Source organism: Nocardioides sp. Root122, assembly GCF_001425025.1.
GTDB lineage: Bacteria > Actinomycetota > Actinomycetes > Propionibacteriales > Nocardioidaceae > Nocardioides.
Map to the genome: position 1 here is coordinate 288,346 of NZ_LMDE01000012.1, position 26,121 is coordinate 314,466.

Genomic DNA, 26,121 nt, shown 5'->3' on the forward strand with positions numbered 1-26,121 from the left:
GTCGCGGGCGACCGCATCCCCGCTAGCCTCGGGTGGTGAGCACGGCGAAGGCCCAGATCGATCCCGACCAGTCCGTCTGCTCCGGCGCCGTCGCCTACGAGGCACAGAGCCCGCGCTCGCTGCGCGACTTCATCCGCACCGAGTCGGGCTCGGCGGGACTGCTCGTCGTCGCCTCGGTCGTCGCGCTCGTCTGGGCCAACTCGCCCTGGTCGCAGTCCTACGTCGACCTCTGGCACACGGAGCTGTCCGTCCGGGTCGGCAGCGGTGGTCTCACCATGGACCTGCACCACTGGATCAACGACGGCCTGATGGTCGTGTTCTTCTTCGTGATCGGCCTCGAGGTGCGCAAGGAGTTCGCGATCGGGGAGCTCACCGACCGCAGCCGTGCCGTCGTGCCGCTCGTCGCGGGCATCGCCGGCATGCTCGTGCCGGCCGCCATCTTCCTCGCGCTCAACCCGTCCGGCGAGGAGGCGGCGGGCTGGGGCGCGGTGATCGGCACCGACACCGCCTTCCTGCTCGGTGTCATGGCGCTGGTCGGGCCGTCGGTGTCCACGCAGCTGCGCATCTTCCTGCTCACCCTGACCGTCATCGACGACATCGTCGCGGTCAGCGTGATCGGCGTCGTCTACTCCGATGACCTCTCGATGCTCGCTCTGGCCGTCGCCGCGGCGTGCCTGGTCGTCCTGCTCGTCCTCGACCGCACCGGCGTGTGGCAGGCCGCGCCCTACGTCCTGGTCGTCCTCGTGCTCTGGGTCGCCACCCTCGAGTCCGGCGTGCACGCCTCGATCGCCGGCATGCTGAGCGGCCTGCTGGTCCCTGCGCTCGACCCGCGGCGCTCGGACGTCGAGGAGGCGGCCCGCCGGTTCCGCGCCTTCCGCCAGTCGCCCATGCCGGGCGTCCAGAGGGCGGCCCGGCGCTCGCTGACCCGCGCGATCTCGGTCAACGAGCGGCTGCAGGAGGCGTTGCACGGGCCCACCAGCCGCGTCGTCGTACCCGTCTTCGCGCTGGCGAACGCCGGCGTCGACCTGCGCGACGGCGTGCTGGGCGACTCCTTCACCTCGACCCTGATGTGGGGCATCGTGCTCGGCCTCGTCGTCGGCAAGGCGGTGGGCATCTTCGCCGGGTCCTACGCCAGCGTGCGGCTCGGCTGGGGCCGGCTGCCCCAGGGTGTCGGCCTCGGTCACACGCTCGCCGGCGGCGCCCTGTCGGGCATCGGGTTCACCGTCTCGCTGCTGATCATCAGCCTCGCCTTCGACTCCACCCGGTTGCAGGACCAGGCACGCGTCGGGGTGCTCCTCGCCGCGGTTCTCGCGAGCCTCGCCGGGTGGGCCGCCTTCCGCTTCTCGGCACGCGTGCTGGGCCAGGACGACGCAGCGCTCCCGCGCCTGCTCAGCCGACCGGTCGACCCGCAGCGCGACCACATCCTGGGGCCGGTCGACGCGCCGCTCACGCTCGTCGAGTACCTCGACTACGAGTGCCCCTTCTGCGCCCGCGTCAGCGGGGTCGGCGACGAGCTGCGCGCCCACTTCGGCGACCGGCTCCGCTACGTCACCCGCCACCTGCCGCTGCCCGTCCACCCGCACGCCGAGCTCGCGGCGCTGGCCGCCGAGGCGGCCGCGCGGCAGGGACGCTTCTGGGAGATGCACGTGGTGCTCTTCGGGCACCAGGACGAGCTCGAGCTCGAGGACCTCGTGGGCTACGCCGCCGAGGTCGGGCTCGACGTCGAGCAGTTCATGCGCGACCTGGACGACGACGACGTCGCCCGGCACGTGGAGCACGACGTCGCGTCGGCCGAGGAGAGCGGTGTCCGCGGCACGCCGACCTTCTTCGTCGGCGACACCCGCCACACCGGCCCCTACGACGCTCGCAGCCTCATCACCGCGCTCGAGGCCAGCAGGAGCGGCTCACCCCTCGGGGGCTGAAGCCGCCGCACGGGTCCGACGTCTGCCTCGGCCGATCGGCTGACCCCGTCCGGCCTCCGGGCCGATCCGCGGCGCGCTGGGTCCAGCGAGGCTCGTGGTCATGACGACGACCGCAGTCCGACCGAGCGCCCCCGCCCGCACCCGGCGGGAGTGGTGGATCCCTGCGAGCCTGCTGGCGCTGACCTTCGTGCCGGCCGCCGCGGGCGCCGCGCGGCTGGTCGACCTGTCCTCCGGCCGAACCGAGGAGAACGCCCGCTTCTTCGACCTCCCGGCGCCGATCATCGTCCACATCCTCGGCGCCACGACCTTCTGCGTGCTCGGGGCGTTCCAGTTCATGCCGTCCTTCCGCCGCCGCCGGCCGCGGTGGCACCGCTGGAGCGGCCGGGTGCTGGTCCCGGCCGGACTCGCCGCCGCGCTGAGCGGGATGTGGATGGCGGCGTTCGCCGACCTGCCCGTCTACGACAACGCCGCGCTCATGTGGTTCCGGCTGCTCTTCGGCTCGCTCATGGTCGCGGGACTGGTGCTGGGGCTGCTCGCGATCCGGCGCCGCGACGAGCGCACGCACCAGCGCTGGATGGCCCGGGCGTACGCCGTCGGGCAGGGTGCCGGCACGCAGGCACTGGTCCTCGGCCCGATGGTCCTCGTCGTCGATCAGCCCGGCGGCACGCTGAAGGCGAGCGGGATGGCCTTCGCGTGGGTGCTCAACCTGGTCGTGGCCGAGTGGTTGGTCCGGCGGTCCCAGGCGCGTCAGTCCGGTCAGCCCAGTCGACGGGTCTGATAGGCCCAGAGCGCGAGCTCGACCCGGTTGCGCGCGCCGAGCTTCATCATCAGCGCGCCCAGGTGGGTCTTCACGGTGCTCAGCGAGATGAAGAGCTCGGCCGCCACCTCGTGGTTGGTGAGTCCCCGCGCGACCGCGACCAGCACCTGCTCCTCACGCTCCGTCAGCGATGAGGTGGGCTGCGACGGGACGTCGCGGTCGGCGTACGTCCTGAGCAGGCGGGTGGTGACCGTCGGTGCGATCAGGGATCCGCCGTCGGCGGCCGCGCGGACGGCATGGGTGAGCAGCTCGGGCCCGCAGTCCTTGAGCAGGAAGCCCCGGGCGCCGGCGAGCAGCGCGCCGTAGACGTACTCGTCGAGGTCGAAGGTCGTGACGACCACGACCGCCATCGGGTCGGCCACGTCGGGGCCGGCGAGCGCGCGGGTGGCCTCGATCCCGTTGAGCCGCGGCATCCGGATGTCGAGAAGGCAGACGTCGGGCCGGACCTCACGTGCCTGCTCGACGGCGTCCTGACCGTCGACAGCGGTGGCGACGACCTCGATGCCGTCCTGGGCGCCCAGGATCATCGCGAGCCCGGTGCGGACGATCTCCTGGTCGTCGGCGACCAGCACACGCAGGCTCATCGTCGCTCCTCCGCGGGCAGGGTCGCGGCCACGCGCCAGCCGCCGCCCGGTGCCGGGCCGGCCTCCAGGTTCCCACCGAGCAGCACGGCCCGCTCGGTCATCCCGACGATGCCGAACCCCTGGCCGGTCCGCGCGGCCGGACGGCCGTCGTCGGTGATCTCGAGCTCGACGTCGTCGTGCTGGCGCCTCACCCGGACCTGGACGGTCGTCGCGCCGTCGGCGTGACGCCGCGAGTTGGCGACCGCCTCCTGGGCGATCCGCTGGACGGCCGCCGCGACCGTGGGGGAGAGGTCGCCCAGCCCCTCGGCCACGTCGACCTCGACGCGCGGCCCGGCACCGGCCTGGCTCGCGAGACCGGCCAGGTCGTCGAGCGGACGCTCCGCGACCTCGTCGTCGGTCCGGAGCATCCGCACCACCTTGCGGGTCTCGGCCAGGGTGCGGGTGGCCTCCTCGTCGATGCGCCGCAGCGCATCGCGCGCGGCCTCCGGCCGCGTATCGGCGACCGCGAGCCCGGCCTGCGCGCTGATCGCGATGGCGGTGAGGTGGTGGGCGACGGTGTCGTGCAGGTCTCGCGCCAGCCGCTCCCGCTCCTGCTGGCGTACGACGTCGAGCTGGCGCGTGTGCAGCATCGAGCGCGTGCGGACGGCGAGGCCGATGGCCGCAGCCGCAGCGATGACGGCGGAGCCGCCGATCCGGTCCTCGGTCGGGGTGCCCTCCCACAGCAACGAGCTGCTGGCCACCAGGAGGAACAGGAAGAGGCCCCGGACGACGCCGAACCCGGTCTCCCAACGAGCGATCGAGTAGGGGATGAGCAGGGCGACCACGCCGGTGTGAAGGTCGTCCGGCGGGCGCCCCGAGGACTCGAAGGCCACGACGACGGGCACGAACATGACCACGGCGAACACCGTCACCGTGACGACGGGCCGCGTCCGGCGCACGAGCAGCGTCGGGAGCCAGACCAAGAACGCTGCCAGCGAGAGCCATCGCTGCTCCAGCCCCGGCCTCAGCAACGTCGCTTCGACGACCGCCATCACCGCGACCGCTGCCACGAAGGCGTAGTCCCACACCGTCGCGGGTCGTGCGTCCGGCGGCGCGGGCAGGCGCGCCAGCGACCGGACCTGGGTGAGCATGCGGAAACCGTAGTGGTCCGTGGTCGTCACCCGGATCGGCCGGATGACCGAGGGGACACGTGTCCGAGAAGTCGCCCTCCGGGACGTCGCGTCAGGGCGATCTCTCGGACACGTGTGGCCCGGCCGGCCTCGGTTCGCGCTTCCGGCGGCGTACGCCGGTGCGGAACAGCTCGATACCGAAGGCGATGACGGTGCCCGTGACGATCAGCCCCAGGTCGCGCATCGTCCCGGCCGAGGCGCCCTCGATGGCGACGAAGGAGGCGCACGTCCCCTGGGCGAGGAGCGCCTCCTGCTGTTGCGCGGAGAAGCTGATCGTCCCGGCGTCGAGCGCCTCGAGGGGGAAGTAGAGATCGGTGGCCTCCGCGCCCTTCTCGAGCTGTCCACGGTCGATCGAGCGCGGGAGCGCGCTCCGGCACGTCCACGCAGGTGCGCTACCGAAGTTCGAGTCGGGCGCCGGGAAGGTCGCTCCTCCCTGGAGGACGTGGTCGCCCAGGTCGAGCGACGTGACACCTCGGGCGACCTCGAGCGTCGCGTCGTAGTCGGCCTGGAGGCCCGCCTCCTCCGAGACGACGACGAACACCCCGACGGTGCCATCGTCGTCCCCGGCCTCCCGGGCGTAGGCGTCGCCGGTGAGCTGCGCCGTGCCGAGCACGGTGGGCAGACCTGCCACCGCGGGCAGCGTGACGTAGCAGCCTTCGAGCACCGATCGTCCGCTGGTCCAGTCGGCCCGGAAGTGCAGGGTCAGCGGGGTGAGGAGCTCGCCCCAGCTGGGGACGTCGACCTCCACGAACACGGCGTGGGACGCCTTCGTGGCCGTGACGCCCAGGTCCGCGTCGACCGGGTCCGTCGGGACCCCGGTCGCGAACGGCGCGAACCCGTTGCCGGTCCATGCGTGCAGCCCTTGCAGCACGTCGCCCACGTCCGCGTCCGCAGGCAGTCCGTCCGGGATGGCGAACCGCACCGTCGCGGAGCGGGCGAGGTCGCGGCGGTTGTCGATCCAGAACTCCGCGGTGGGCGCGAGCGTGAGGCGGACGTCCACCGGTTCACCGCACTCGCGCACCCGCGCTGACATCGACAAGGTGAGCCCGGCGTCGAAGGCGCGCTGCTCCGTCGGTGGGTCGATCCCCTCGACGGCGACACCGATGCCGCGCTGCTCAGGTGGGGGCCGCACCTCCACGCGGATCAGCGCAGCAGCACCGACCCCGCCGAGGAGGGTGACGCACAGGCCGAGGCCGATCCCTCTCGGGGAGACCCCGCCGGGCGGCGTCGTCCACAGCATCTCCGCCAGCAGGCCGAGCGCCCCGAGCGCCACCGCAGTGACGATCACCCAGGTCACGGTCAGGGCGATCGCGTGAGGCGCGGGCGCGTCATCGTGGCACCACGCGGAACGTCGTACGAGCGACGAGACGGCACCGCACGACCTTCGACACCGACCAGATGAGGAGCGGCTTGAGCGAACCGCAGAGCTGCGTGAGCTCGACGCACTCCAGCCGCGTGTACGACGACTTGTAGGGGATCGGCTCGCCCCCCGGACATCTGGATGCCGAGCTGGTCCGGTCGAGCTGCACCACTGTGGTGTTGCCCGAGGGATCGACGACCTCGATGTAGGCCGGCCGGCGCGAGCTCGCGGTGAGCGCGAGGTCGACGTCGCCCTCGCAGTCGTCGAGGGAGCAGACCTGCTCACTGGCGTCGAGAGGACGCTTGTCCTCGTCCAGCAGCCTGACCGAGCGGACGCCGGTCCCACTGTCCGCGAGGTTCACGCCGACGTACCACCCCTGGGCCGACTCGAGCACCAGCGATGCCTCGACGTCCGGCGACGTCGGGTCGAGCACGATGGTGTCCACGGCGACCACGTCCGCGATGCGCGGCCCGCGGAAACGGACCTGCACCTCGCGGACCGTCGGGCGCTTGGAGCCCGGGAGACGCCATCCGACGACCCGTGCCAGGTCGCGCACCCGCGTCCTGCCCCGGCCGTTGCGGATCGCCACCGAGTCCGCGCCCTTGGGCCAGTTGAGGAGGAGGTCGACGTTGCGCGTCGAGGTGCTGTAGGTGTCGTGCGTCGTGCGGCTCTGGATCGTGACGGACGGCTCGGTGCCGGGTGTCGGGGGCCGTAACCCGTCCGGGCAGCCGTTGTAGGGGGCGGCGGCAGGCACCCCGGCAAGGTCCGGGCACGAGTCCGCCGCGTCCGCGACGCCGTCGGAGTCCGCATCCGGGCAGCCGTCCGAGGTCACCCGTCCCGGTGCCCCCTGCCCCTCGCAGTTGTCCTGCCGGTCGGCCACGCCGTCCCCGTCGGAGTCGTCCGGGGTGAAGCGCACCCGGACCCGCGTCGCCCCGCCCGGCGTGTTGGCGTCCTGGCACGTCTCGGGACCCGAGGCACAGCGACCACCCACCTGCACGAAGTAGACCCGGTCGGCCGTCACGGCGACGCCCGTGACGGCCTCGTCACCCGCGTCGGTCACCCGGTCGACGCAGGAGACCGTGGTCCCCGCGTCGGCGAGCCGGGTGCTGCCCCACGCCGCATCCGCGGCGGAGCGGACGACGAGCACCGAGTCGTAGCCGGGGGTCTCGGCGACGACCTCGATGCGTCCGCTCGCGCCCGGGTCGAACCGCACCCATCCGGTGCGGCCGGCGTACACCGGGCCGGACGGGGTCAGGCAGCCGTGCAAGCCGCCCCCGGACGCCAGCTCCTCGGCCTGCAGGCTGAATGCGCCGGTGTCGAAAGCGGGGGAGTCGAAGTCGCGCGGACCGCCGACGTAGGGCACCTCGCGACCGGCGCCGTCGGTGTCGTTGAGCGTCACTCCGTCGAACGAGTCGACATCGGTCCCGGAGGCGGCTGAAGCCTCGACGACGGCGATGGCCTGCGCCGCGACGACCGCGAGCACGATCGGGACCACCCGCCCCCAGAGCCTCGTCCGCATGGTCATCACCCCGCTGGAGGTGCCTTCCCGACCCGGCACCTCGTGACCTTCCAGAGTAGGGAAGTTCCGCGGGTCGAGCACCCGGCACCGTCAGGTGGCCTAGACCGTCCGGGAGGAGACAGCCGGCGACCGTCAGCAGCAGGTGGTTCCCGTCAGCGCGCCCCGCCGCGTGTCGAGGGATCGAACCGATGGCCTGCGCCGCCCGTATCCTCGGGGGGTGACGACCTCCCCGCGCCCGCAGGCGCCGCCGGCCGGGCTGACCGTGGGCGGGTACACGCTGCGCGCCCGCCTCGGCGAGGGCGGGATGGGTGTCGTCCACCTGGGCCAGAGGCCGGGGGAGCGGCCGGTCGCGATCAAGGTGCTGCGCCCGCACGTCGTCGGCGACGACGAGGCCCGGCGCCGGCTCGCCCGCGAGGTGAGCTCGCTGACCCGGATCCGCAGCCGCCGCATCGCCGAGATCGTCGACTCCGACCCGTGGGGTGACATCCCCTTCGTCGCCACCCGCTACGTCCCGGGCCTCTCGCTGCACGACCACGTGCAGGAGGAGGGCGCGCTGGCGGGCGATGACCTGCTGTGGTTCGCCGACTGCCTCGCCGAGGCGCTCGAGGCGGTCCACTCGGTCGGCGTGCTGCACCGCGACGTCAAGCCGTCCAACGTGATCATGGAGGGCCGCACGCCCATCCTGATCGACTTCGGCCTGGCCCGCGTCGCCGAGGACTCGCGCATCACCATGAACGGCTGGCTGCTCGGCACCCCCGGCTACCTCGCGCCCGAGATCCTCTACGGCGACGACGCCACGGTCGCCTCCGACGTGCACGCGTGGGCCGCCACCGTGGCCTACGCCGGCACCGGACGCGCGCCGTTCGGCCGCGGGCCGTCCGTGGCGATCATGGACCGTGTCCGCCGCGGCGAGCACGACCTGACCGGGCTCGACCCAGCGGTGCTCGACCTGGTCGAGGAGGCTCTCGCACCGGCCGCCGAGGACCGGCCGACGCTCGACGAGGTGCGCGACTGGATCGAGGACCTGGCCGACGGCGAGCCGCGCGAGCCCCGCCCGGTGCCGCACCCGGTGACCCTGCCCTACGCCGCAGCAGCCTTCCAGGACCACGAGGCGCCGACGCGCGTGGGCACCGCTCCGCCGGTGGTCCAGGAGCCGGTGCACTGGTCCTCGGACTGGGATCCGGGTCGGGGCCCGGACGGGTTCCACGAGGAGCCCGCCCACGACGAGCACACGATCCCCCAGCGCCGGACGAGGGTGCTGCCGGACGGCAGCACCGAGTACGTCTCCGCCGAGTACGGTCCCGCCCCGCGCGAGCGCGTGCCGGCAGGGGAGCGCGTACGTCGTTCGCTGCTGCTGCTCGCCGGAGCCGGTGTGGTCACCGGCGCGGTCGCCTTCGCGCCGTGGGTCGCCCTCGCGGTGAGCGCGATCGCCGTCTGGATCCTGCGCAGCGCCTCCATCGCCGCCAGCTCGTCGGCCGACCGGCGCAACCGTCGCGGCGCCCGGTGGTACGACGGCATCCAGGTGATGCTGGCCGCGCCGTGGCACGTGGTGGCCGGGCTCGGCGGGACGGTGCTGCTGCTCTTCTGGAGCCTGGGCATCGCCGTCGCGGTCGCCCTCGTCTGCTTCGCGGCGTCGCTCTCGATGACCACCTCGCTCACCGTGATCGGTGTGTTCTTCGCCCTCGGCACCTGGTGGGGTCCCGGCTCCGAGCGCCTGCAGTCGCCGATCCACCGGGTCGTCGACCCGCTCGCACGCCGGGGCGTCCCCTGGCTGCTCGCGACCCTGCTGGTCGCCGCCGTCGCCTCCGGCCTCGGCGCCGCGGTCGCGGCGCAGGGCACGGACTGGACGCCCGACGACTCCGCACCGTTCTCCGACGTGCGCCTGCCCGGCTGGCTCTGAGCCGCCCGCCAGCCAGGCGCTCAGGCGGTCGTCAGGGTCGCCCGCACCGCCGCGATGTGATCGGGCGTCGAGCCGCAGCAGCCGCCGACCAGGTCGATGCCGAGCGCGGCCAGCCGCTGGGCGTGCGCGGCCAGGTCGGCCGGGGTGGCGTCGTACTCGAAGTGGTCGCCGACGACCTGCGGCAGCCCGGCGTTGGACTGCGCCACCAGGAGCACGTCGCCGGTGCGGGCGGCGACCATCTCCGCGGCGATGAGCTCCATCTCCTCCGGCCCGCGCCCGCAGTTGGCGCCCACCGCGTCGGCACCGGCTGCGGCGAGGTGCGCGACCGCGTCGCCCGGGCGCACGCCCATCATCGTGCGGACGTTGGTGTCGAAGCTCATGGTCACGACGACCGGCAGGTCGGGCGCGACCTCGCGCGCGGCGGCCAGCGCGGCGTCGGCCTCGCCGAGGTCGCTGAGCGTCTCCACGAGGACGAGGTCGATGCCGCCCTCGACCAGTCCGGCGAGCTGTTCGGCGAAGATCGCCTGCGCCTCCTCGGACGTCATGGTCCCGAGTGGCGACAGCAGCTCGCCGGTCGGTCCGAGGTCGCCGGCGACCAGCAGGCCGCGCGGGTCGGCCACCGAGCGGGCGACCTGTGCCGCGAGCCGGTTCACCTCGGCCAGGCGGTCGCCCAGGCCGTGCATGTCCAGCCGCGGCCGGGTGCCGCCGAAGGTGTTGGTCGTCAGGATCCGCGAGCCCGCGTCGGCGTACGCCGTGTGCGCGGCGCGGACCGCGTCGGGGTTCTCCAGGTTCCACAGCTCGCCGGGGGCGCCGTCCTCGAGCCCGCTGTCCTGCAGCAGCGTGCCCATGCCGCCGTCGAGCAGCACCGGACGGTTCGCGCCGAGCAGCGACGCCAGCCGGTTCACCGGCCCAGCCCGTCGAGGTAGCCGGCGACGCGCTCGGCCGGCCACTCGGCCTCGAGCCCGGCGACGACCCGGTCGAGGACGTCGGCGGGCGAGCCCTCGGCCTCCGTCCACGCCGAGCGGTCCCAGCCCGCGAGGTAGTCGTCGGCGCCGGTGTCGCCGAGGCGCATCGCGGCCTCGTCGATCGCCTCCTGGAAGCGCGGGGCGAGCGTGGTCTTGACCGTCTCGTCGCCCGATCGGGCCGCGACCATCGACGGCAGCTCCCGCCACCGCGTCACCTGGTAGTCCGTCATGCCGGGAGCCTAGGTCGCACGGCCACGTCCCGGGGAGGTCGTCCGGCGGGTGAACGGCGCGACTGTGAGGTTCCTCGCCGTTCAGGACGACGGAACGGGGTACTAGCGTCCTCACGTCACCAACACGAGGAGGCCCCATGCCCGAGCAGCCGGACATCGACACCGAGATCGGCACCGACCCCGCCGTCGACGTCACCGGGGACACGACCGACAACGAGAGCTACCACGGCTACAGCGTCGACGACGAGAACCAGCCGCAGGGTGAGGGCGACAGCCTGGTCGACGACCGGGGACTCTCCGAGCCGCTCGACGAGGGCTACTCGCCGCCGGAGAAGTGGTCGGCCGCGCAGGGCTACGGCAACACCCCGCTCGAGGAGAGCCAGGGCGAGTCGCTGGAGCAGCGCACGGACCAGGAGGTCCCCGAGCCGGACCCCTACGAGGTCGCGGACCGCGAGGCCGAGCGCGGTGACCTCGCGCCGCTCGTCGCCGAGGACTCCACCGACGGCGAGGCCGTGCAGGCCGACGTCGAGGGCCGGGACGGTGAGCGCGCCGGACGCCTCGTCGCGGAGGACGAGGGCGTCCGCACCGACACCGAGAAGGACCTCGTCGCGAACGACATGGGCATCGACGGTGCCGGAGCAGGTGCCGAGGAGGCCGCGGTGCACGTCGAGGACGACCCGGTGGCCCTCGACCCGGCGCTGCTGGACTCCGAGGTCGTCGACGCGGAGCCCGACGGCACGCAGTGAACCGTCCTCACAGGACCGACCAGCCGGCCGGGAGTCCCTCCCGGCCGGTCACGGCCCGCAGCAGTCGCGCGGCGGTGCCGGACTCGACGGCCAGCCTCGTCGCCAGCTCGAGTGCCTGGGCGGCCGCGCGGGGCGGAGGCTCGGCAGCTACGCCGATCGCCGCGGCGAGGTCGGCCGTGTGCACGACCAGCTCGAAGGTCCGCGTCGGCAGGTAGTCGGCGAGACGCATCCCGCCGGCGATCGTGGTGACGAGCTCGTCGCCGGCGCACCGCTCGACCCGCGCGACCACGCGCGTGGCGATGCCTGCGACCGCGGCCGGGTCCGTGCCCAGCGCCTCGCCCGCCCGGCGGCCGCGTTCGGCGACCGTGGCGTCGTCGGCCAGGCTCCGGGCCTTCAGGAAGTAGGCCACCGCCGTCTCGACCTCCACCCGGTCGGCGGGCTGGTCGACGTAGGCCTCGACCGTCAGGAGGGCACGGCTGGTGTGACCGACGAGGCTGCGCACGTCCCACTCGCCGAGGCCCGGCTCGGACCACCGGTCGCCCACGAGCGCAGTGGTGGCGACGAACCACGACGCCGCGTCGGCGAAGGCGGCGCGGGAGTCCAGCCAGGTCCAGGACATGGCTGGAGGCTACTCAGGCCTTGTGGAACAGGTCGCGCTCGAGCGCGCCCCTCACCTGCGCGGGCGCGCGGCGCACGTGATGCAGCTGCGGGTGGCGGGCAGTGCCTCGAGCCGGGCCTCGGCGATCGGACCACCGCACTGCTCGCACACGCCGTAGGTCCCGTCCTCGACGCGCTCGAGCGCCGCCTCCACCTCGGCCACGTGGTGGCGCACCTGCCGGACGAGCGCGCCGATCTGCGAGCGCTCGAAGGCGATCGTGTGCCCCTCCGGGTCGTGCTCGTCGTCGGCGTTGGTGTCGAGCGAGGCGGCCACCACCGCGTCGTAGTCACCCGTCAGGCTCGCCAGACGCGCGAGCGCCTGCCGGCGCTCGGCCTCGAGACGCTCACGGATGTCCACGACCCCATCCTGCGTCGGGGCACCGACAGCCCGCCGGGGACCGGATGCCGAGACGCCGATCTCACGAGCACGACATCGGTGGCACGATGCTCCCGTGAGCACCAGCACGATCATCATTGCCTAGCGCGACGGGACACCCCGCCGCGCCGACCTCCTGCACCCCAGGAGGTTTTTTCACGTTCCGGGGCCTGAGCGTGCGAAGGCCCCGACCGGAACGGGAGGTTGAGGAGGGTCGGCACACGGCGCCAGCCGGGTGCGACCCGTCTCGAAATCCACACGACTCGAAGAGAGACCCCCGATGGACCTGCACGGCGCGTTCCACGTCTACGACACCACCCTGCGCGACGGCGCGCAGCAGGAGGGGCTCAACCTCTCCGTCGCCGACAAGCTGTCCATCGCGCGGCAGCTCGACGGGCTCGGCGTGGGCTACATCGAGGGTGGCTGGCCGGGGGCGAACCCCAAGGACACCGAGTTCTTCCGCCGCGCGCGGGAGGAGCTGGACCTCACCCACGCGCGGCTTGCGGCGTTCGGCGCGACCCGACGCGCCGGCGTACGCGCGGCGGACGACCCGCTGGTCGCGGCCCTGCGGGACTCCGGGGCGGGCGTCGTGACGCTCGTGGCCAAGTCGCACGACCGGCACGTCGAGCTCGCGCTGCGCACCACCCTGGAGGAGAACCTCGCCATGGTGCGCGACACGGTGACGCACCTGCGCGAGGAGGGGCAGACGGTCTTCCTCGACGCCGAGCACTTCTTCGACGGCTACCAGGCCAACCGGGCCTACGCCCTCGAGGTGCTGCGCACCGCCGCCGAGGCCGGTGCGGAGGTCGTCGCCCTCTGTGACACCAACGGCGGCATGCTGCCCGACTGGGTGTCCGAGGTGGTCCTCGACGTCATCGACACCACCGGCGCGCGCGTCGGCATCCACGCGCACAACGACAGCGGCTGCGCCGTGGCCAACTCGCTCGCCGCCGTCGCCGCTGGCGCCACGCACGTGCAGGGCTGCATCAACGGCTACGGCGAGCGCACCGGCAACGCCGACCTCGTCACCGTCGTGGCCAACCTCGAGCTCAAGCTGGACCGCACGGTCCTGCCCCAGGGCCTGCTGCGCGAGGCCACCCGCATCGCCCACGCCGTCGCCGAGGTCACCAACGTCCCGCCGGCGTCGCGCCAGCCCTACGTCGGCACCTCGGCGTTCGCGCACAAGGCCGGGCTGCACGCCAGCGCCATCAAGGTCGACCCGAACCTCTACCAGCATCTCGACCCGCTGGTCGTCGGCAACGACATGCGCCTGCTGGTCTCCGACATGGCCGGCCGGGCGTCGATCGAGCTGAAGGGCAAGGAGCTCGGCTACGACCTGTCGGACGACCGCGAGCTCGTCACCCGCGTGACGGCGCGCGTCAAGGAGCTCGAGCAGCGCGGCTACACCTTCGAGGCCGCCGACGCCTCCTTCGAGCTGCTGCTCGCCGAGGAGGTCGAGGGCACGCGACCGGCGTACTTCGACGTCGAGTCGTGGCGTGTGATCACCGAGACCCGCACCGACGGTGAGGCGGTCTCCGAGGCGACCGTGAAGCTGAAGGCGGAGGGCGTGCGCTACGTCGTGACGGGGGAGGGCAACGGCCCGGTCAACGCCCTCGACGCGGCGCTGCGCGAAGCGATCGGGCAGGCCTTCCCGGAGGTCGCGAAGTTCGAGCTGATCGACTACAAGGTGCGCATCCTCGACCAGGGCCACGGCACCGATGCGATCACGCGGGTGCTGATCGAGACCACCGACGGGGAGTCGTCGTGGGTCACCGTCGGCGTCGGCGCCAACGTGATCGAGGCGTCATGGGGCGCGCTGGTCGACGGGCTGACGTTCGGCCTGAGGCGGCAGCACCGCTAGGTTGCTCGGCGTGAGCCAGCCGACGTCGTACGCCGATCGACGCGCGACGGTCTCGCCCGTCGACCGGGTCGTCACCGTCCTGCTCCTGGTGGGCCTCGCGGTCCTCGTGCCCATCGCAGGGTTCATGGGCCTGCTGACGGCGATGGCCTCGGACGGCTGCATGGCGAACACCTGCAACGACGCCCTGATGACGCTCGGCGTGGGCACCTCGGCGATCTCGCCGATCGTGGTCGGCGTCGCGGCGTTCGTTGGGGTGGTCGTGAGGTGGGTGCGCGGCAGGTCCACGTGGTGGGTGCCGTTGGTCGCGGTCGTCGTCGGTGCGGTGCTCTGGGCGCTCGGCGCCCTCCTCACCTTCACAGCCGTCGGCTGAGGCGGACCTCAGGCGCCGACGACCCGCCGGACCAGGTCGTCCCAGCCGGCCTCGACCCGCTCGACCGGCAGCTGCTCGCGGGTGACCTGCTGGTCGAGCACGACCAGCTCCAGGGGCGCCAGGAGCGCGGTGGCCAGCATCAGCAGGTCGCCGCGGACGTGGAGCTCGCCGAGGAGGTAGCGCACGTGCATGTTGGCGAACGACATCGCCGCAGCCGAGCGGGCGCCGGGCTGGCCGGCGGCCGCGATCAGGGCGCTGTGCGTGAGGTTGGTCCGCAGGCGCGAGTGGCCGAAGGCCAGCAGTCGCTCCATCGGCGGCGCGCCCGGTCCGAGCGGCGGGGGACCGGAGAGCACCGAGGCCTGCCACTGGCTCTCCGAGGTGTTGAGCACGGCGGCCATCAGCCCCTCGCGGCTCTCGAAACGCCGGAACAGCGTGCCCTTGCCCACCCCGGCCTCCGCGGCGACGGTGTCCATCGTCACGCACCCGACGCCCCGGGTCTCCACGAGGTGCAGCGCGGCTGCGAGGATCGCCTCACGGTTGCGCGCGGCGTCGGCCCGCTCGGGGGCGGGGTCGTCCGCCATCGGCAGCAGGTGGGTCACCCCGCCAGCCTAGGTGCGAGAAAAGTTCGCGAGCCACGGAATAGAAGCGGACCACGGTCCGTTTCGACCGTCATGACCACTGACAAGCAGACCCGTGTCGCCGTCCTCCTCGGCTCCAGTCGCTCCGGTTCGCTGAACCGCCGGATCGCCGAGCACCTCCGCGACCACGCCCCCGCTGGTGTCACCGTCGACGTCGTCGAGGGCCTCGACAGCGTCCCGTTCTACAACGAGGAGCTCGACGGCGAGACCGTTCCCGCCGCCGCCACCGCGCTGCGCGAGTCCGTCGCCGGCGCCGACCGCATCCTCGCCGTCACCCCCGAGTACAACGGCACCATGCCGGCGGTGCTCAACAACGCCATCGACTGGCTGTCGCGCCCCTACGGCCAGGGCGCCATCGTGGGCAAGCCCTTCGCGGCCATCGGCGCCACCCCGACGCCGTACGGCGGCAAGTGGTCGCACGAGCACGCCCGCCACTCCGCCACCATCGCCGGCGCCGTCGTCGTCGACGGCATCGTCGTCGACGAGTCCGCCGTCGAGGGCGACCCGCTGGAGAACGAGGCCGCCGTGCAGCGCTTGCTCGGCGCCCTCGACGCGCTCGTCGCGCACGAGGTCGAGGTCGCGGCCTGACACCCCGGTAGTCCCCTACGTTCTGCACCGATCAGGTGTCCAGAACGTAGGGGACTACGCCGTCCGGGCGTCCGGAACGTAGGCGACTACGGCGGCTCGGTGCCGGTACGGTCGGCGTGTGCTCCACGACCTGACCGCGCTCGAGCAGGGCAACGCCGTACGCCGTGGCGAGGTGTCGCCGCTCGAGCTGGTCGAGCACTACGCCGACCGCGCCGACCACGTCGGTGCCTTCGTCACCACCACGCACGACGAGGCGCGCGAGCACGCGCGCCGGCTCACCGAGTCGGGACGCCCCGCGGACGCAGGTCCGCTGTGGGGGGTCCCGACCGGCATCAAGGACCTCCACCCCACGGCGGGGGTCCGCACCACGTTCGGCTCGGCGGCCTACGACGACTTCGTCCCCGAGGAGTCCGACGACCTCGTGCTGTCCGTCGAGGCCGCCGGCATGCCGAGCCTGGGCAAGACGAACACCCCGGAGTTCGGCTCGCCCTGCTACACCGAGCCGGACGTCGCGCCGCCCGCAGTGACCCCGTGGGACCCCACCCGGACGGCCGGCGGGTCCTCAGGCGGAGCCGCAGCCGCGGTCGCCGCCGGGCTGCTCCCGGTCGCGCCGGGCTCCGACGGCGGCGGCTCGATCCGGATCCCCGCGTCGTGCTGCGGTCTCGTCGGCCTCAAGCCGTCGCGCGGCCGGATCAGCGGCGCGCCGCGCTACGGCGATCCCGTCGGTCTCGCGACCGCCGGCACCCTGGCGCGCAGCGTGCGCGACGCGGCAGCCCTCCTCGACGTGCTGGCCGGCCGACGCGTCGGCGACCCGTTCTGGGCGCCGCCGCCGTCCGCGCCGTTCCTGGCCGCCTGCGACCGTGAGCCCGGGCGGCTGCGCATCGCGCGCTTCATCGCTCCGGTCATCACCGACGTCGACGTCGACCCGTCCTCGGTGACTGCTTGGGAGGACGGCTCCCGACTTCTCGAGGGGCTCGGCCACGACGTCGAGGACGTGCCGGTCCCGATCCCGCGCGAGGCCGTCGCCGACTTCGAGACCTGCTGGGCCGTGCTCACCGCACTCTCCGAGGCCCCACCCGGACGCGAGGACCGGCTGCGCCCTCTGACCCGCTGGCTGTCCGAGCGCGGCCGTGCGGTCAGCGGTCCCGAGTTCGGGCTGGCGATCGCCCGCCTCCGCCAGCACGCGGCAGCAGCGCTCGCCGCGCTGGCGTCGTACGACGTCGTGCTCACGCCCACCCTCGCGATGCCGCCGGTCGTGGTCGGCGCCCTGCGTGACGACGCCGACCCGGCGCGCGACTTCGCCGCCCAGAAGGCGTTCACGCCCTGGACGAGCGCCTGGAACGTCACCGGCATGCCGGCCATGTCTCTGCCGCTGCACTGGACGGACGACGGGCTCCCGGTCGGCGTCATGCTGGCCGCTCGACCGGCCGAGGAGGAGCTGCTGCTCTCGCTCGCTGCCCAGGTGGAGCAGGCCGCACCGTGGGTGGACAGGCGCCCGCCCGACTGGTGAGGTGGCGGCATGGGTGAGCTGACGCCGTACCTCTGCGTCGCCGACGCGCGCGCGGCCCTCGAGTGGTACGTCGACGTGCTCGGCGCCGAGGTCGTGCGCGATCCGATCGTGATGGACGACGGCCGCATCGGCCACGTCGAGCTCGCGGTCGGCGGCGGCCGCTGGATGATGTCGGACGAGTTCGACTCCGCAGGTGTCGCCGCGCCCGACACCTCGCGGGGTGCTGCGGTGTCGCTGCACCTCGAGGTCGACGACGTCGACGCGGTCTGCGACCGCGTGACCGGGGCCGGGGTGGTGCTCGACCGCGGCCCCGAGGACAGTCCGCCGGCCGGTCGGGTCGCGGTGTTCCGCGACCCCTTCGGGCACCGGTGGTTCCTCAACCAGCGGCCCGATCCCAGCTGACCGGACGGGGAGGAACCGCCCGGTCAGTCGTCCCCGATCCCACGGGCATGCAGCGCGTCGCCGGACTCGTGGGCGCGGGCGACGACGCGGATCACGAAGGGGGAGAGGTACGCCCGGGGGAAGCGGTCGAGGCCGCGGGCCCGGGCGGCGTCGCGGGTCTCCCGCGCGATGGCGATGGTGCCGGGCAGCGCGCCGATGGTCAGGGCGACCGTGAGCGCCACGCGGTCCGGGTCGACGCCCACGAAGCGGAGGGGCCGGGCCCAGCGGGAGAGGGCGTCCACCATCTCGTTGACCGACGTGGTCGCGGTCAGCGACAGCGCCGCGAGTCCGAGGCTGAGCAGGTCGAGGAAGGTCTCCACGGCCTTCTCCGCGCCGTACCACCACCACTGGAACGCGCCGGCCACCACGGCGATCAGCAGGACCCCGCGCGCCGCGCGCCAGACCGAGCGCAGCGGCACCCGGGCGAGCGCGGCGAGGAGCAGCGTGACGAGCAGGAAGGCAGGGGCGCTGCGGACGTCGCGGACCACGACGATCGCCAGGCTCAGCACGGCCAGGCCGAGCACCTTGGCGCCGACCGGGAGCCGGTGCAGCACGGTGTCGCCGGGCTGGTGCAGCCCCGCCATCAGGTCGCTCACCGGGTCGCGTCCACGAGGTCGGTGTAGTGCACGATCGACTCGTCGGGACGGCCGTCCGCGACGACCCGGCCGTCGTCGACGACGAGGACCCGGTCGCAGCGTGCGGCGAGGTCGAGGTCGTGGGTGACCAGGAGGAGCTGCTGCTCCAGGCCGAGCAGGACGTCGCCGATGCGCCGGGTGTTCGCGCGGTCGAGCAGGGTCGTCGGCTCGTCGGCGACGACGACCGACGGCGAGGTGGCCAGCACGCCCGCCAGTGCGAGCAGCTGCCGCTGCCCACCCGAGAGCGAGTGGACGGAGTCGTGGGCGTGGTCGGCCAGGTCGTTGGCGGCCAGCACCTCCAGGGCCCGCTCGCGCCGCTCGTCGGCGCTCTTGACCGTGCGGCGCAGCGACAGCTCGATGTCCTCCACGCAGGTCGGCATCACCAGCTGGGCGGCCGGGTCGGTGAAGCAGAAGCCCACCCGGCGACGTACGGCGGCGCCCTCGCGCGCGACGTCCAGCCCGTCCACGACCACCCGGCCCGACGACGCCCGGACCAGGCCGTTGACCATGCGCGCCAGCGTCGACTTGCCCGAGCCGTTGGCGCCGATGACGCCGATGCGCCACTCGGTCAGCGCCAGCGTGGTCGGCGCGAGGATCTCGCGCTCGCCGCGTCCGGGCAGGGGGACCCGCACGGACGCGGCCTCGAAGTGGATCTCCGGCAAGGTCAGTCGCGGTGCAGCAGCTGCGGGAAGGCGCGGTGTACCTCGGCGGCGATCATCGCCACGAGCGAGGTCTTCACCAGGTCGCCGATCCAGAACGGCATGTCCCACGACGCGGCCTCGCGCCACGACACGTCGGCGTAGAGCTTCATGCCCGCGATGCCCATCGTGTGGATGACCAGCACGCTGGCGGCCAGCGAGCAGAAGAAGACCACGATCGCGCGGGTACGGCGGTCGCGGGCGACGTACTGCACGAGGAAGCCGCCGAGGGCCGCGGCGATCGGGAACGACAGCAGGTAACCGCCGCTGATGCCGGAGAAGACGCCGATGCCCGACGAGTGCTCGGCGAAGACCGGGAGGCCGACGGCGCCGAGCGCGAGGTAGAGGGTGACCGCCGCGAAGCCGCGCACGGGGCCCAGGATGCAGCCGGCCAGCATCACGGTCAGGGTCTGGAGCGTGATGGGTACGCCGGCGCTGCCGACCGGGATCGCGCCGACGTAGGCGCTCGCCGAGACCAGGGCCGCGAAGGCCGCGATGAGGGCGATGTCGCGGGACGGGGACGAGGAGCCCGACCCTGTCGGGGTGGACGGGGTGGTCTCGGCCTGGGTGGTGGCAGACATGCGGGGGTCCTTGCTGACGGCGCTGCGGTTGACCTGAACGGTGTTCAGGTTAGGCTGGTGGCGAACCGGCCGTCAATGCCGTCCAGCCACCGGGAGGGTGCGTGGGTCACCACCGCAGCGACGTGCTCGCGCACGCCGTCGCCCTGCTCGACGAGCACGGACTCGCGGCGCTGACGATGCGCCGCCTCGGCTCCGAGCTGGAGGTGCAGCCGAGCGCGATCTACCACCACTTCGCCAGCAAGCAGGCACTGCTCGCGGCCGTCGCCGACGAGATCCTGGCCCGGGGCGCGAGGCCGCGCACGGCCACGGAGTGGCCCGACCAGCTCCGTGAGGTCTGCTCCGAGCTGCGGCACGCCATGCTCGCGTGCACCGACGGTGCCGACGTGGTGGCCACGGTCTGGGCCTTCGGCCTGGGGGCCGCTGCGCCGGTGGCCGAGCTGGAGAAGGTCCTGGCCGACGCAGACGCCCCGCCCGAGCTGGTCGCGGTGGCGTCCCGCACCCTGGTCCACTACGTCTTCGGCCACGCCTTCGAGGAGCAGACCGCCCGCCAGGCCGTACGCCTCGGCGCGGTCGAGCGCTCGCTGGAGTCGCTGCCCGACTTCGACCTCGGCCTCGACCTCGTGATCGACGGCCTCCGCGCCCGCTTGTCCTGACCGCTCGGCGCCGGCCGCACCCGGGTAGTTAGGGACGATTCGGTGGGTTGGTTCGGCGGTTCACCTACGACAACGTCCCTAACTACCCCGGGACGGCGAGCGGCTGTCTAGGCGGAGGTGTCGACGTCCGCGCCGTGGAGCTCGGCGAGGAGGACCGCACCGGCGAGGTCGAGGTGGGTCTTCCTCAAGGTCGCGGCAGACAGGTCGACGCCGTCGAGGCTCGCGCCCCGGAGGTCGGTGCGGTCGAGGTTCGTCTCGCGGAGGAGGGCGCGGTCGAGCCGGGCCCCGGCCAACGAGGTCAGGCTCAGGTCGGACATCGACAGGTCGGACTCGCGCAGGTCGACGCCCGCCAGGTCGAGGCGGGACAGGTTGGTGCCGCGGATGGTCACCCCGAGCCACGAGCCGCCCAGGACGGTGAGCGGGCGCAGCACGCACTCGGTGAACACGCTGCCCACCAGCTTGCAGCCGTCCAGCGTCGCGTCGAAGAAGGAGACCCGGCGGAAGTCGCACCCGACGAAGGCCGTCGCGGTGTGCGTCGAGGCGTTGAACCGGCCGCCGTGGAAGGTGCACGACTCGAAGGTCGCGCCCGACGTGCTCGCCTCGGAGAGGTCGACGTCGGTGAAGGTGCAGTCGGTGAACCGCGCCGCGCCCAGGTCGTCGCCGTACCAGTCCTCGCCGCGGAGGTGCTGCCCCGTCACGTCCATCGGCTCGCCCACGGCGCCACGCTAGCGACCGCGGGCGACAGCCGGGGGAGCGGTACGACGAGTCAGGCGAGGAAGCCGCGGAGCAGTGCGGCCGATCCCGCGAGGTGCTCCTCGACCGCCACGGCCGCGACGTCGGCCTGCCCGGCGAGGATCGCCGTCACGATGGTGCGGTGCTGCTCGTCGGAGTGGGCGATGTTGCGCTCCAGCAGCGGGATCTCGTCGAGCAGGCGGTTGAGGCGCATCCGGCTGTCGGCCACGAGGGTGACCAGTGAGCGCACCCCGGTGATCTCGGCGATGACGAGGTGCAGCCGCGAGTCCAGCCGTCGGTAGTCCGCCGGCGCGGCGCCCGCCACCTCCCCGAGCGTGCGCCACAACAGGTCGCGCTCGGGCGCGGGCAGCGTCCGCGAGGCGGCGAGCCGTGCGGCGCCCACCTCGAGCACCTCGCGCAGCGCGAGCACCTCCTCGAGGTCGGCGGCGTCGAGCACGGGAGCGGCCTGTGGCTCCGGGTGGGGCAGCTCGTCGGCGACGAACGTGCCGCCGTAGCGCCCGCGCCGCGACACGACGTAGCCCGCTTCCCCCAAGGAGCGCAGCGCCTCGCGCACGGTGTCGCGGCTGACGCCGAGCCGGACGGCCAGCTCGCGCTCGGACGGCAGCGAGTCACCGGGCGCGACGACGCCGAGGCGGATCGTCTGCAGCAGCCGCTGCACGGTGTCCTCGAAGGCGTTCCCCGGCCGGACCGGCCGGAAGAACGTCTCCTCCGCGAGGCGGGACTCGGTCACGACGACGGCCTAGAGGGGCGTGACGTACGCGGCGTGGATGCCGCCGTCGACCAGGAAGCTGCTCGCGGTGATGAACGACGCGTCGTCGCTGGCGAGGAACGCGACCGCCGCCGCGAGCTCCTCGGGCTCGGCGAAGCGCCCGACCGGCACGTGGACCAGCCGACGCGCCGCCCGCTCCGGGTCCTTGGCGAACAGCTCCTGCAGCAGCGGCGTGTTGACCGGTCCCGGGCACAGCGCGTTGACGCGGATGCCCTTCCGGGCGTACTGCACGCCGAGCTCGCGCGACATCGCGAGCACGCCGCCCTTGGACGCGGTGTAGGAGATCTGCGACGTCGCCGATCCCATCACCGCGACGAACGACGCGGTGTTGATGATCGACCCGCGCTGCTGCGGAGCCATGTGGCGCAGCGCCGCGCGGCAGCAGAGGTAGACCGACGTCAGGTTGACCAGCTGGACGCGGTCCCAGGCGTCGAGGTCGGTCGTCTCGATCAGGTCGTCCTCCGGCGGCGAGATGCCGGCGTTGTTGAAGGCGATGTCGACCGATCCGTGCGAGGACGCGACGGAGTCGAAGAGGGCGTCGACCTGCTCGCGGTCGGCGACGTCGACGGCCACGAACGTCCCGCCGACCTCCTCCGCGGCCGCCTGGCCGGTGGCGGGGTCGAGGTCGGCGATGACGACGCGCGCGCCCTCCGCGGCGAGGCGCCGGGCGGAGGCGAGGCCGATGCCGGACGCGCCGCCGGTGACGACGGCCACCCGGTCGCGGAGCCGCTGGGTGAGGTCGACGGGGGTGATGGTCATGAGGGCTCCTCGGCGGGTGCGGGCTCGACGGCGATGAAGACGTTCTTGGTCTCGGTGAAGGACAGCGGTGCGTCGGGCCCGAGCTCGCGCCCGACGCCCGACTGCTTGAAGCCGCCGAACGGGGTGGTGTAGCGGACCGAGGAGTGCGAGTTCACCGACAGGTTGCCGGCTTCCACGGCCCGGCTCACGCGGATCGCGCGCGACACGTCACGGGTCCAGATCGATCCCGACAGGCCGTACGCCGAGTCGTTGGCCAGCGCGATCGCGTCGGCCTCGTCCTCGAAGGGCAGCACGGCGACCACCGGGCCGAAGATCTCCTCGCGGGCCGTGCGGTCCTCGCGCGACGGGGTCAGCACCGTCGGCGGGAACCAGAAGCCCGGCCCCTCGGGCGCCTGCCCGCGGAACGCGACGGGCGCGTCGTCGGGGACGTAGGACGCCACCTTCTCCCAGTGCGAGCGGGAGACCAGGGGCCCCATCTCGGTGTCGCGGTCGCGGGGGTCGCCCACCCGGATGCCGGCGACGGCGGGCTCGAGCAGCTCCATGAACCGGTCGAGCACGCTGCGCTGGACGAGGATCCGGCTTCGCGCGCAGCAGTCCTGGCCGGCGTTGTCGAAGACGCCGTAGGGCGCGGTGGCCGCGGCCTGCTCGAGGTCGCTGTCGGCGAAGACGATGTTGGCGCTCTTGCCGCCGAGCTCGAGGGTGACCTGCTTGACCTGCGCCGCGGCTCGCGCCATCACCCGCGTGCCGGTCTCGGTGGACCCGGTGAAGACGACCTTGCGGACGTCGGGGTGGTCGACGAGCCGCTCGCCGACCACGGAGCCCTTGCCGGTCACGACCTGGAACAGGCCCTCCGGCAGGCCCGCCTCGACGCCCAGCTCGGCCAGGCGCAGCGAGGTCAGGGGCGTCCACTCGGCGGGCTTGAGCACGACGGCGTTGCCGGCCGCCAGTGCGGGGGCGAAGCCCCACGACGCGATGGTCATCGGGAAGTTCCAGGGCGTCACCACGCCGATCACGCCGATCGGCTCCGAGAAGGTGAGGTCGAGACCACCGGCGACGGGGATCTGGCGGCCGAAGAGCCGCTCGGGTGCCGCCGAGTAGTAGGTCAGCACGTCGCGCACGTGCCCGGCCTCCCACTCGGCCTGGCCGATCGGGTGCCCGGAGTTGCGGACCTCCAGCTCGGCCAGCTCGTCGACGTGGGCGTCGACGGTCGCCGCGAACGACCGCAGTGCGGCCGCCCGGTCGGCGGGCGCGAGCGCGGCCCACCTCCGCTGGGCAGCGCGGGCGCGGTCGACGGCGTCGTCGACGTCACCGGCCTCCAGCTCCGGGACGCTCGTCACGACCGACTCGTCGGCCGGGTTGACGATGTCGAACATCTCGGTCGTCACACCTTCTCCTTGCTCGTGTCCGTGTCCGTGTCCTTGGCCGCGAGGCGCTCTCGCGCGGACCGCACGAGCGACTCCATCAGACGGACGTCGTCGAGGGTCTGCTCGGGGTGCCACTGCACGCCGACGGCGAACCCCTCGCCGTCGAGCTCCACCCCCTCGACCACGCCGTCCTCGGCGTGGGCCGAAGCGCGCAGCCCCTCGGGCAGCCGGCCGACGGCCTGGTGGTGGTAGCAGTGCACGGTGGCGTCGGCACCCAAGGCGCCTGCCACGCGGCTCCCGGCGACCGTCCGCACCGTGTGGGAGGCGAACCGGCCGGGCCCGAGCTTGTGGTCGTGGGCTCCGGGCACGTCCGGCACGTGCTGGAGCAGCGTGCCGCCGAGCGCCACGGTGAGGACCTGGGCGCCGCGGCAGATGCCCAGGAGCGGGGTGCCCCGGTCGAGCGCCTGCCGGGTGAGGGCCAGCTCCCATCCGTCGCGGTCGGTGGCCGGCGGTTCGGCGGTCGGGTGCGGCTCGGCGTCGTAGCGACGGGCGTCGACGTCGCGCCCGCCAGCCAGCACCAAGGCGTCCACCCGGTCGAGGACCGAGGCGACGGCCTCGTCGTCCGTCGTGGGGCCGGGCGGGGGGAGCAGCACGGGCACGCCGCCGGCGCGCGTCACCAGCTCGACGTAGTCGTACTGGAGGTAGGCGGCCCGGACGTCCCACACGCCCTGCTGCGCGGGTTCGACGTACGTCGTGATCCCGACGACCGGTCGCCGGGTGGTGGGGGCGTCACATCCGCTCAAAGCACCGCACCCGCTCCCAGTCGGTGACGGCGGCGTCGTAGGCGCGCTGCTCGACCCGGGCGTTGTTGAGGTAGTGCTCCACGACCTCGTCGCCGAAGGCCGCGCGGGCCACCGCCGAGCCCTCGAACAGCTCGGCGGCCTCGCGCAGCGTGGTCGGCAGCCGCGGCACGTCGCCGGCGTAGGCGTTGCCCTCGTAGGCCTCCTCGAGCGGGAGCTGCTGCTCGATGCCGTGCAGCCCGGCCGCCGTGATCGCGGCGATGGCGAGGTAGGGGTTCACGTCGCCACCGGGCACACGGTTCTCCAGGCGCATGCCGAGGCCGTGGCCGACGACGCGGAGCGCGCAGGTGCGGTTGTCCATGCCCCACGCGACGGCGGTCGGCGCGAAGCTGCCCTCGACGAAGCGCTTGTAGGAGTTGATGGTGGGCGCGAAGAAGAGCGTCAGCTCGCGCATGCACGCGATCTGGCCGGCGACCCAGTGCTCGAAGAGCTCGGACATGCCGTGCGGTCGTGACTCGTCGGCCATCACCGCGGCGCCGTCGGCGCCGCGGACGGAGAGGTGGACGTGGCAGCTGTTGCCCTCGCGCTCGTCGTACTTCGCCATGAACGTGAGGCTCTTGCCGTGCGCGTCGGCGATCTCCTTCGCGCCGTTCTTGTAGATCGTGTGGTTGTCGCTGGTGACCAGGGCGTGGTCGTAGCGGAAGGCGATCTCCTGCTGACCGAGGTTGCACTCGCCCTTCGAGCCCTCGCAGTACATCCCCGCGCCCTCCATGCCGAGGCGGATGTCGCGCACCAGGGGCTCCATCCGGGTGGAGCCGAGCATGGCGTAGTCGATGTTGTAGTCGCTGCCCGGACGCAGGCCGGCGTAGCGCTTGCCGAACGCGTCGCGGAACGTGTCGTCGAAGACCATGAACTCGAGCTCGGTGCCGGCGTAGGGCACGAGGGACCGCTCGGCGAGCCGGTCGACCTGGCGCCGCAGCACGCTGCGCGGCGCCGCCTCGACCGCCGTGCCGTCGAACCACTCGAGGTCCGCCATCACCAGGGCGGTGCCCGGCAGCCACGGGACGAGGCGGAGCGTGGAGAGGTCCGGGCGCATCACCATGTCGCCGTAGCCGCGGTCCCAGCCGGACATCGCGTAGCCGGCGACGGTGTTCATCTCGATGTCGACGGCCAGCAGGTAGTTGCAGCACTCGGCGCCGTGCGGGGCGACCTCCTCCATGAACAGGCGCGAGGAGACGCGCTTGCCGACGAGGCGGCCTTGCATGTCGGCGAACCCCACCACCACGGTGTCGATCTCGCCCGCGTCCACGAGCCGGGCCAGGTCCTCGAGGCCGAGGAGCCCCTTCGTCCGCTGTGCCATGGGACCTCCTGCTCGATGGGCCGGCCTGTGTCCGGTGTGCGGGTCCAGTAATGCCTCATTGACGCGACGAGTCAACCATTGCGCGCGACGGGCCGG

At 73.2% G+C, this 26,121-nt stretch carries 28 protein-coding genes; 10 read left to right on the forward strand and 18 right to left on the reverse strand.

Annotated elements, in window-relative coordinates:
• Positions 1-35: 35 nt before the first annotated feature.
• Positions 36-1,922 (forward strand): Na+/H+ antiporter NhaA, encoded by a 1,887-nt coding sequence (gene nhaA, locus ASC64_RS16815; RefSeq protein WP_235563793.1) that lies wholly within the window; start codon positions 36-38, stop codon positions 1,920-1,922.
• Between the two features lie 100 nt (positions 1,923-2,022).
• Positions 2,023-2,700 carry a DUF2306 domain-containing protein gene (locus tag ASC64_RS16820; RefSeq protein WP_056908762.1) on the forward strand — a complete coding sequence of 226 codons (678 nt, stop codon included), beginning with the start codon at positions 2,023-2,025 and terminating at the stop codon, positions 2,698-2,700.
• Here the strand turns inward: ASC64_RS16820 and ASC64_RS16825 are convergent.
• The 4 genes from ASC64_RS16825 to ASC64_RS16840 form a co-directional block, all read right to left on the reverse strand.
• Entirely contained in the window at positions 2,679-3,323 is a 645-nt protein-coding gene (locus tag ASC64_RS16825; protein ID WP_056908685.1) for a response regulator, read from the reverse strand. The genes ASC64_RS16820 and ASC64_RS16825 overlap by 22 nt on opposite strands.
• Positions 3,320-4,453 carry a sensor histidine kinase gene (locus tag ASC64_RS16830; RefSeq protein ID WP_156385248.1) on the reverse strand — a complete coding sequence of 378 codons (1,134 nt, stop codon included), beginning with the start codon at positions 4,451-4,453 and terminating at the stop codon, positions 3,320-3,322. The genes ASC64_RS16825 and ASC64_RS16830 overlap by 4 nt, the downstream gene beginning before the upstream one ends.
• 91 nt (positions 4,454-4,544) lie before the next feature.
• Positions 4,545-5,780: a hypothetical protein gene (locus tag ASC64_RS16835; RefSeq protein ID WP_156385249.1), complete on the reverse strand. Its 1,236-nt coding sequence runs from the start codon at positions 5,778-5,780 to the stop codon at positions 4,545-4,547.
• Positions 5,781-5,820: 40 nt separating this feature from the next.
• On the reverse strand, positions 5,821-7,371 hold the full coding sequence (locus tag ASC64_RS16840) for a hypothetical protein (protein WP_156385250.1): 1,551 nt from the start codon (positions 7,369-7,371) through the stop codon (positions 5,821-5,823).
• A gap of 217 nt (positions 7,372-7,588) precedes the next feature.
• On the opposite strand from ASC64_RS16840, the gene ASC64_RS16845 reads away from it, so the two are divergent.
• Entirely contained in the window at positions 7,589-9,271 is a 1,683-nt protein-coding gene (locus ASC64_RS16845; protein WP_056908689.1) for a serine/threonine-protein kinase, read from the forward strand.
• A 20-nt stretch (positions 9,272-9,291) separates the two neighbouring features.
• On the opposite strand, the gene ASC64_RS16850 is transcribed toward ASC64_RS16845, so the two are convergent.
• Together ASC64_RS16850 and ASC64_RS16855 are read right to left on the reverse strand one after the other, a co-directional pair.
• The gene (locus ASC64_RS16850) at positions 9,292-10,176 is read right to left on the reverse strand and encodes a homocysteine S-methyltransferase family protein (protein ID WP_200937851.1); all 885 of its coding nucleotides are present in this window, start codon (positions 10,174-10,176) and stop codon (positions 9,292-9,294) included.
• Positions 10,173-10,466 (reverse strand): virulence factor, encoded by a 294-nt coding sequence (locus tag ASC64_RS16855; protein ID WP_056908690.1) that lies wholly within the window; start codon positions 10,464-10,466, stop codon positions 10,173-10,175. The genes ASC64_RS16850 and ASC64_RS16855 overlap by 4 nt, the downstream gene beginning before the upstream one ends.
• 137 nt (positions 10,467-10,603) lie before the next feature.
• On the opposite strand from ASC64_RS16855, the gene ASC64_RS16860 reads away from it, so the two are divergent.
• Entirely contained in the window at positions 10,604-11,212 is a 609-nt protein-coding gene (locus ASC64_RS16860; protein WP_200937852.1) for a DUF5709 domain-containing protein, read from the forward strand.
• 7 nt (positions 11,213-11,219) lie between these two features.
• On the opposite strand, the gene ASC64_RS16865 is transcribed toward ASC64_RS16860, so the two are convergent.
• Together ASC64_RS16865 and ASC64_RS16870 are read right to left on the reverse strand one after the other, a co-directional pair.
• Positions 11,220-11,831 (reverse strand): maleylpyruvate isomerase N-terminal domain-containing protein, encoded by a 612-nt coding sequence (locus ASC64_RS16865; RefSeq protein ID WP_056908691.1) that lies wholly within the window; start codon positions 11,829-11,831, stop codon positions 11,220-11,222.
• A 51-nt stretch (positions 11,832-11,882) separates the two neighbouring features.
• Entirely contained in the window at positions 11,883-12,227 is a 345-nt protein-coding gene (locus tag ASC64_RS16870) for a TraR/DksA family transcriptional regulator (protein ID WP_056908692.1), read from the reverse strand.
• Positions 12,228-12,525: 298 nt separating this feature from the next.
• Between ASC64_RS16870 and cimA the strand changes: the two genes are divergently transcribed.
• Both cimA and ASC64_RS16880 read left to right on the forward strand, forming a co-directional pair.
• Positions 12,526-14,106: a citramalate synthase gene (cimA, locus tag ASC64_RS16875; protein WP_056908693.1), complete on the forward strand. Its 1,581-nt coding sequence runs from the start codon at positions 12,526-12,528 to the stop codon at positions 14,104-14,106.
• Between the two features lie 10 nt (positions 14,107-14,116).
• The gene (locus ASC64_RS16880; protein WP_156385251.1) at positions 14,117-14,476 is read left to right on the forward strand and encodes a DUF6264 family protein; all 360 of its coding nucleotides are present in this window, start codon (positions 14,117-14,119) and stop codon (positions 14,474-14,476) included.
• Between the two features lie 8 nt (positions 14,477-14,484).
• On the opposite strand, the gene ASC64_RS16885 is transcribed toward ASC64_RS16880, so the two are convergent.
• On the reverse strand, positions 14,485-15,075 hold the full coding sequence (locus ASC64_RS16885; RefSeq protein WP_235563794.1) for a TetR/AcrR family transcriptional regulator: 591 nt from the start codon (positions 15,073-15,075) through the stop codon (positions 14,485-14,487).
• Positions 15,076-15,147: 72 nt separating this feature from the next.
• Here ASC64_RS16885 and ASC64_RS16890 point away from each other — a divergent pair, with 72 nt between their 5' ends.
• The 3 genes from ASC64_RS16890 (at position 15,148) to ASC64_RS16900 (ending at position 17,614) form a co-directional block, all read left to right on the forward strand.
• Positions 15,148-15,702 carry an NAD(P)H-dependent oxidoreductase gene (locus tag ASC64_RS16890; RefSeq protein WP_056908695.1) on the forward strand — a complete coding sequence of 185 codons (555 nt, stop codon included), beginning with the start codon at positions 15,148-15,150 and terminating at the stop codon, positions 15,700-15,702.
• A gap of 118 nt (positions 15,703-15,820) precedes the next feature.
• Complete coding sequence (locus ASC64_RS16895; RefSeq protein WP_056908696.1) at positions 15,821-17,212, forward strand: amidase; 1,392 nt, start codon at positions 15,821-15,823, stop codon at positions 17,210-17,212.
• Between the two features lie 9 nt (positions 17,213-17,221).
• Positions 17,222-17,614: a VOC family protein gene (locus ASC64_RS16900; protein ID WP_056908697.1), complete on the forward strand. Its 393-nt coding sequence runs from the start codon at positions 17,222-17,224 to the stop codon at positions 17,612-17,614.
• A gap of 23 nt (positions 17,615-17,637) precedes the next feature.
• Here ASC64_RS16900 and ASC64_RS16905 read toward each other — a convergent pair whose 3' ends face one another.
• From ASC64_RS16905 to ASC64_RS16915, 3 genes are read right to left on the reverse strand one after another with little or no spacing between them, the layout of a single operon-like run.
• Positions 17,638-18,249, reverse strand: coding sequence for an energy-coupling factor transporter transmembrane component T family protein (locus tag ASC64_RS16905; RefSeq protein ID WP_235563795.1), 612 nt, complete (start codon positions 18,247-18,249; stop codon positions 17,638-17,640).
• Positions 18,246-18,950 carry an energy-coupling factor ABC transporter ATP-binding protein gene (locus ASC64_RS16910; protein WP_056908698.1) on the reverse strand — a complete coding sequence of 235 codons (705 nt, stop codon included), beginning with the start codon at positions 18,948-18,950 and terminating at the stop codon, positions 18,246-18,248. Before ASC64_RS16910 ends, ASC64_RS16905 begins: the two co-directional genes overlap by 4 nt.
• 2 nt (positions 18,951-18,952) lie before the next feature.
• Positions 18,953-19,567, reverse strand: a complete 615-nt coding sequence (locus ASC64_RS16915; protein WP_056908699.1) for a biotin transporter BioY — start codon at positions 19,565-19,567, stop codon at positions 18,953-18,955.
• Between the two features lie 101 nt (positions 19,568-19,668).
• On the opposite strand from ASC64_RS16915, the gene ASC64_RS16920 reads away from it, so the two are divergent.
• Positions 19,669-20,220: a TetR family transcriptional regulator gene (locus tag ASC64_RS16920; RefSeq protein ID WP_056908700.1), complete on the forward strand. Its 552-nt coding sequence runs from the start codon at positions 19,669-19,671 to the stop codon at positions 20,218-20,220.
• Positions 20,221-20,327: 107 nt separating this feature from the next.
• On the opposite strand, the gene ASC64_RS16925 is transcribed toward ASC64_RS16920, so the two are convergent.
• From ASC64_RS16925 to ASC64_RS16950, 6 genes are read right to left on the reverse strand one after another with little or no spacing between them, the layout of a single operon-like run.
• Positions 20,328-20,936, reverse strand: coding sequence for a pentapeptide repeat-containing protein (locus tag ASC64_RS16925; protein WP_235563796.1), 609 nt, complete (start codon positions 20,934-20,936; stop codon positions 20,328-20,330).
• Positions 20,937-20,986: 50 nt separating this feature from the next.
• Positions 20,987-21,703 (reverse strand): FadR/GntR family transcriptional regulator, encoded by a 717-nt coding sequence (locus tag ASC64_RS16930; protein WP_056908701.1) that lies wholly within the window; start codon positions 21,701-21,703, stop codon positions 20,987-20,989.
• Between the two features lie 9 nt (positions 21,704-21,712).
• Positions 21,713-22,501, reverse strand: coding sequence for a 3-oxoacyl-ACP reductase (locus tag ASC64_RS16935; protein WP_056908702.1), 789 nt, complete (start codon positions 22,499-22,501; stop codon positions 21,713-21,715).
• The gene (locus ASC64_RS16940) at positions 22,498-23,886 is read right to left on the reverse strand and encodes an aldehyde dehydrogenase family protein (protein WP_200937853.1); all 1,389 of its coding nucleotides are present in this window, start codon (positions 23,884-23,886) and stop codon (positions 22,498-22,500) included. The genes ASC64_RS16935 and ASC64_RS16940 overlap by 4 nt, the downstream gene beginning before the upstream one ends.
• Positions 23,883-24,668, reverse strand: coding sequence for a gamma-glutamyl-gamma-aminobutyrate hydrolase family protein (locus tag ASC64_RS16945; RefSeq protein ID WP_056908703.1), 786 nt, complete (start codon positions 24,666-24,668; stop codon positions 23,883-23,885). Before ASC64_RS16945 ends, ASC64_RS16940 begins: the two co-directional genes overlap by 4 nt.
• Positions 24,655-26,025 (reverse strand): glutamine synthetase family protein, encoded by a 1,371-nt coding sequence (locus ASC64_RS16950; RefSeq protein ID WP_056908704.1) that lies wholly within the window; start codon positions 26,023-26,025, stop codon positions 24,655-24,657. The genes ASC64_RS16945 and ASC64_RS16950 overlap by 14 nt, the downstream gene beginning before the upstream one ends.
• Positions 26,026-26,121 lie beyond the last annotated feature (96 nt).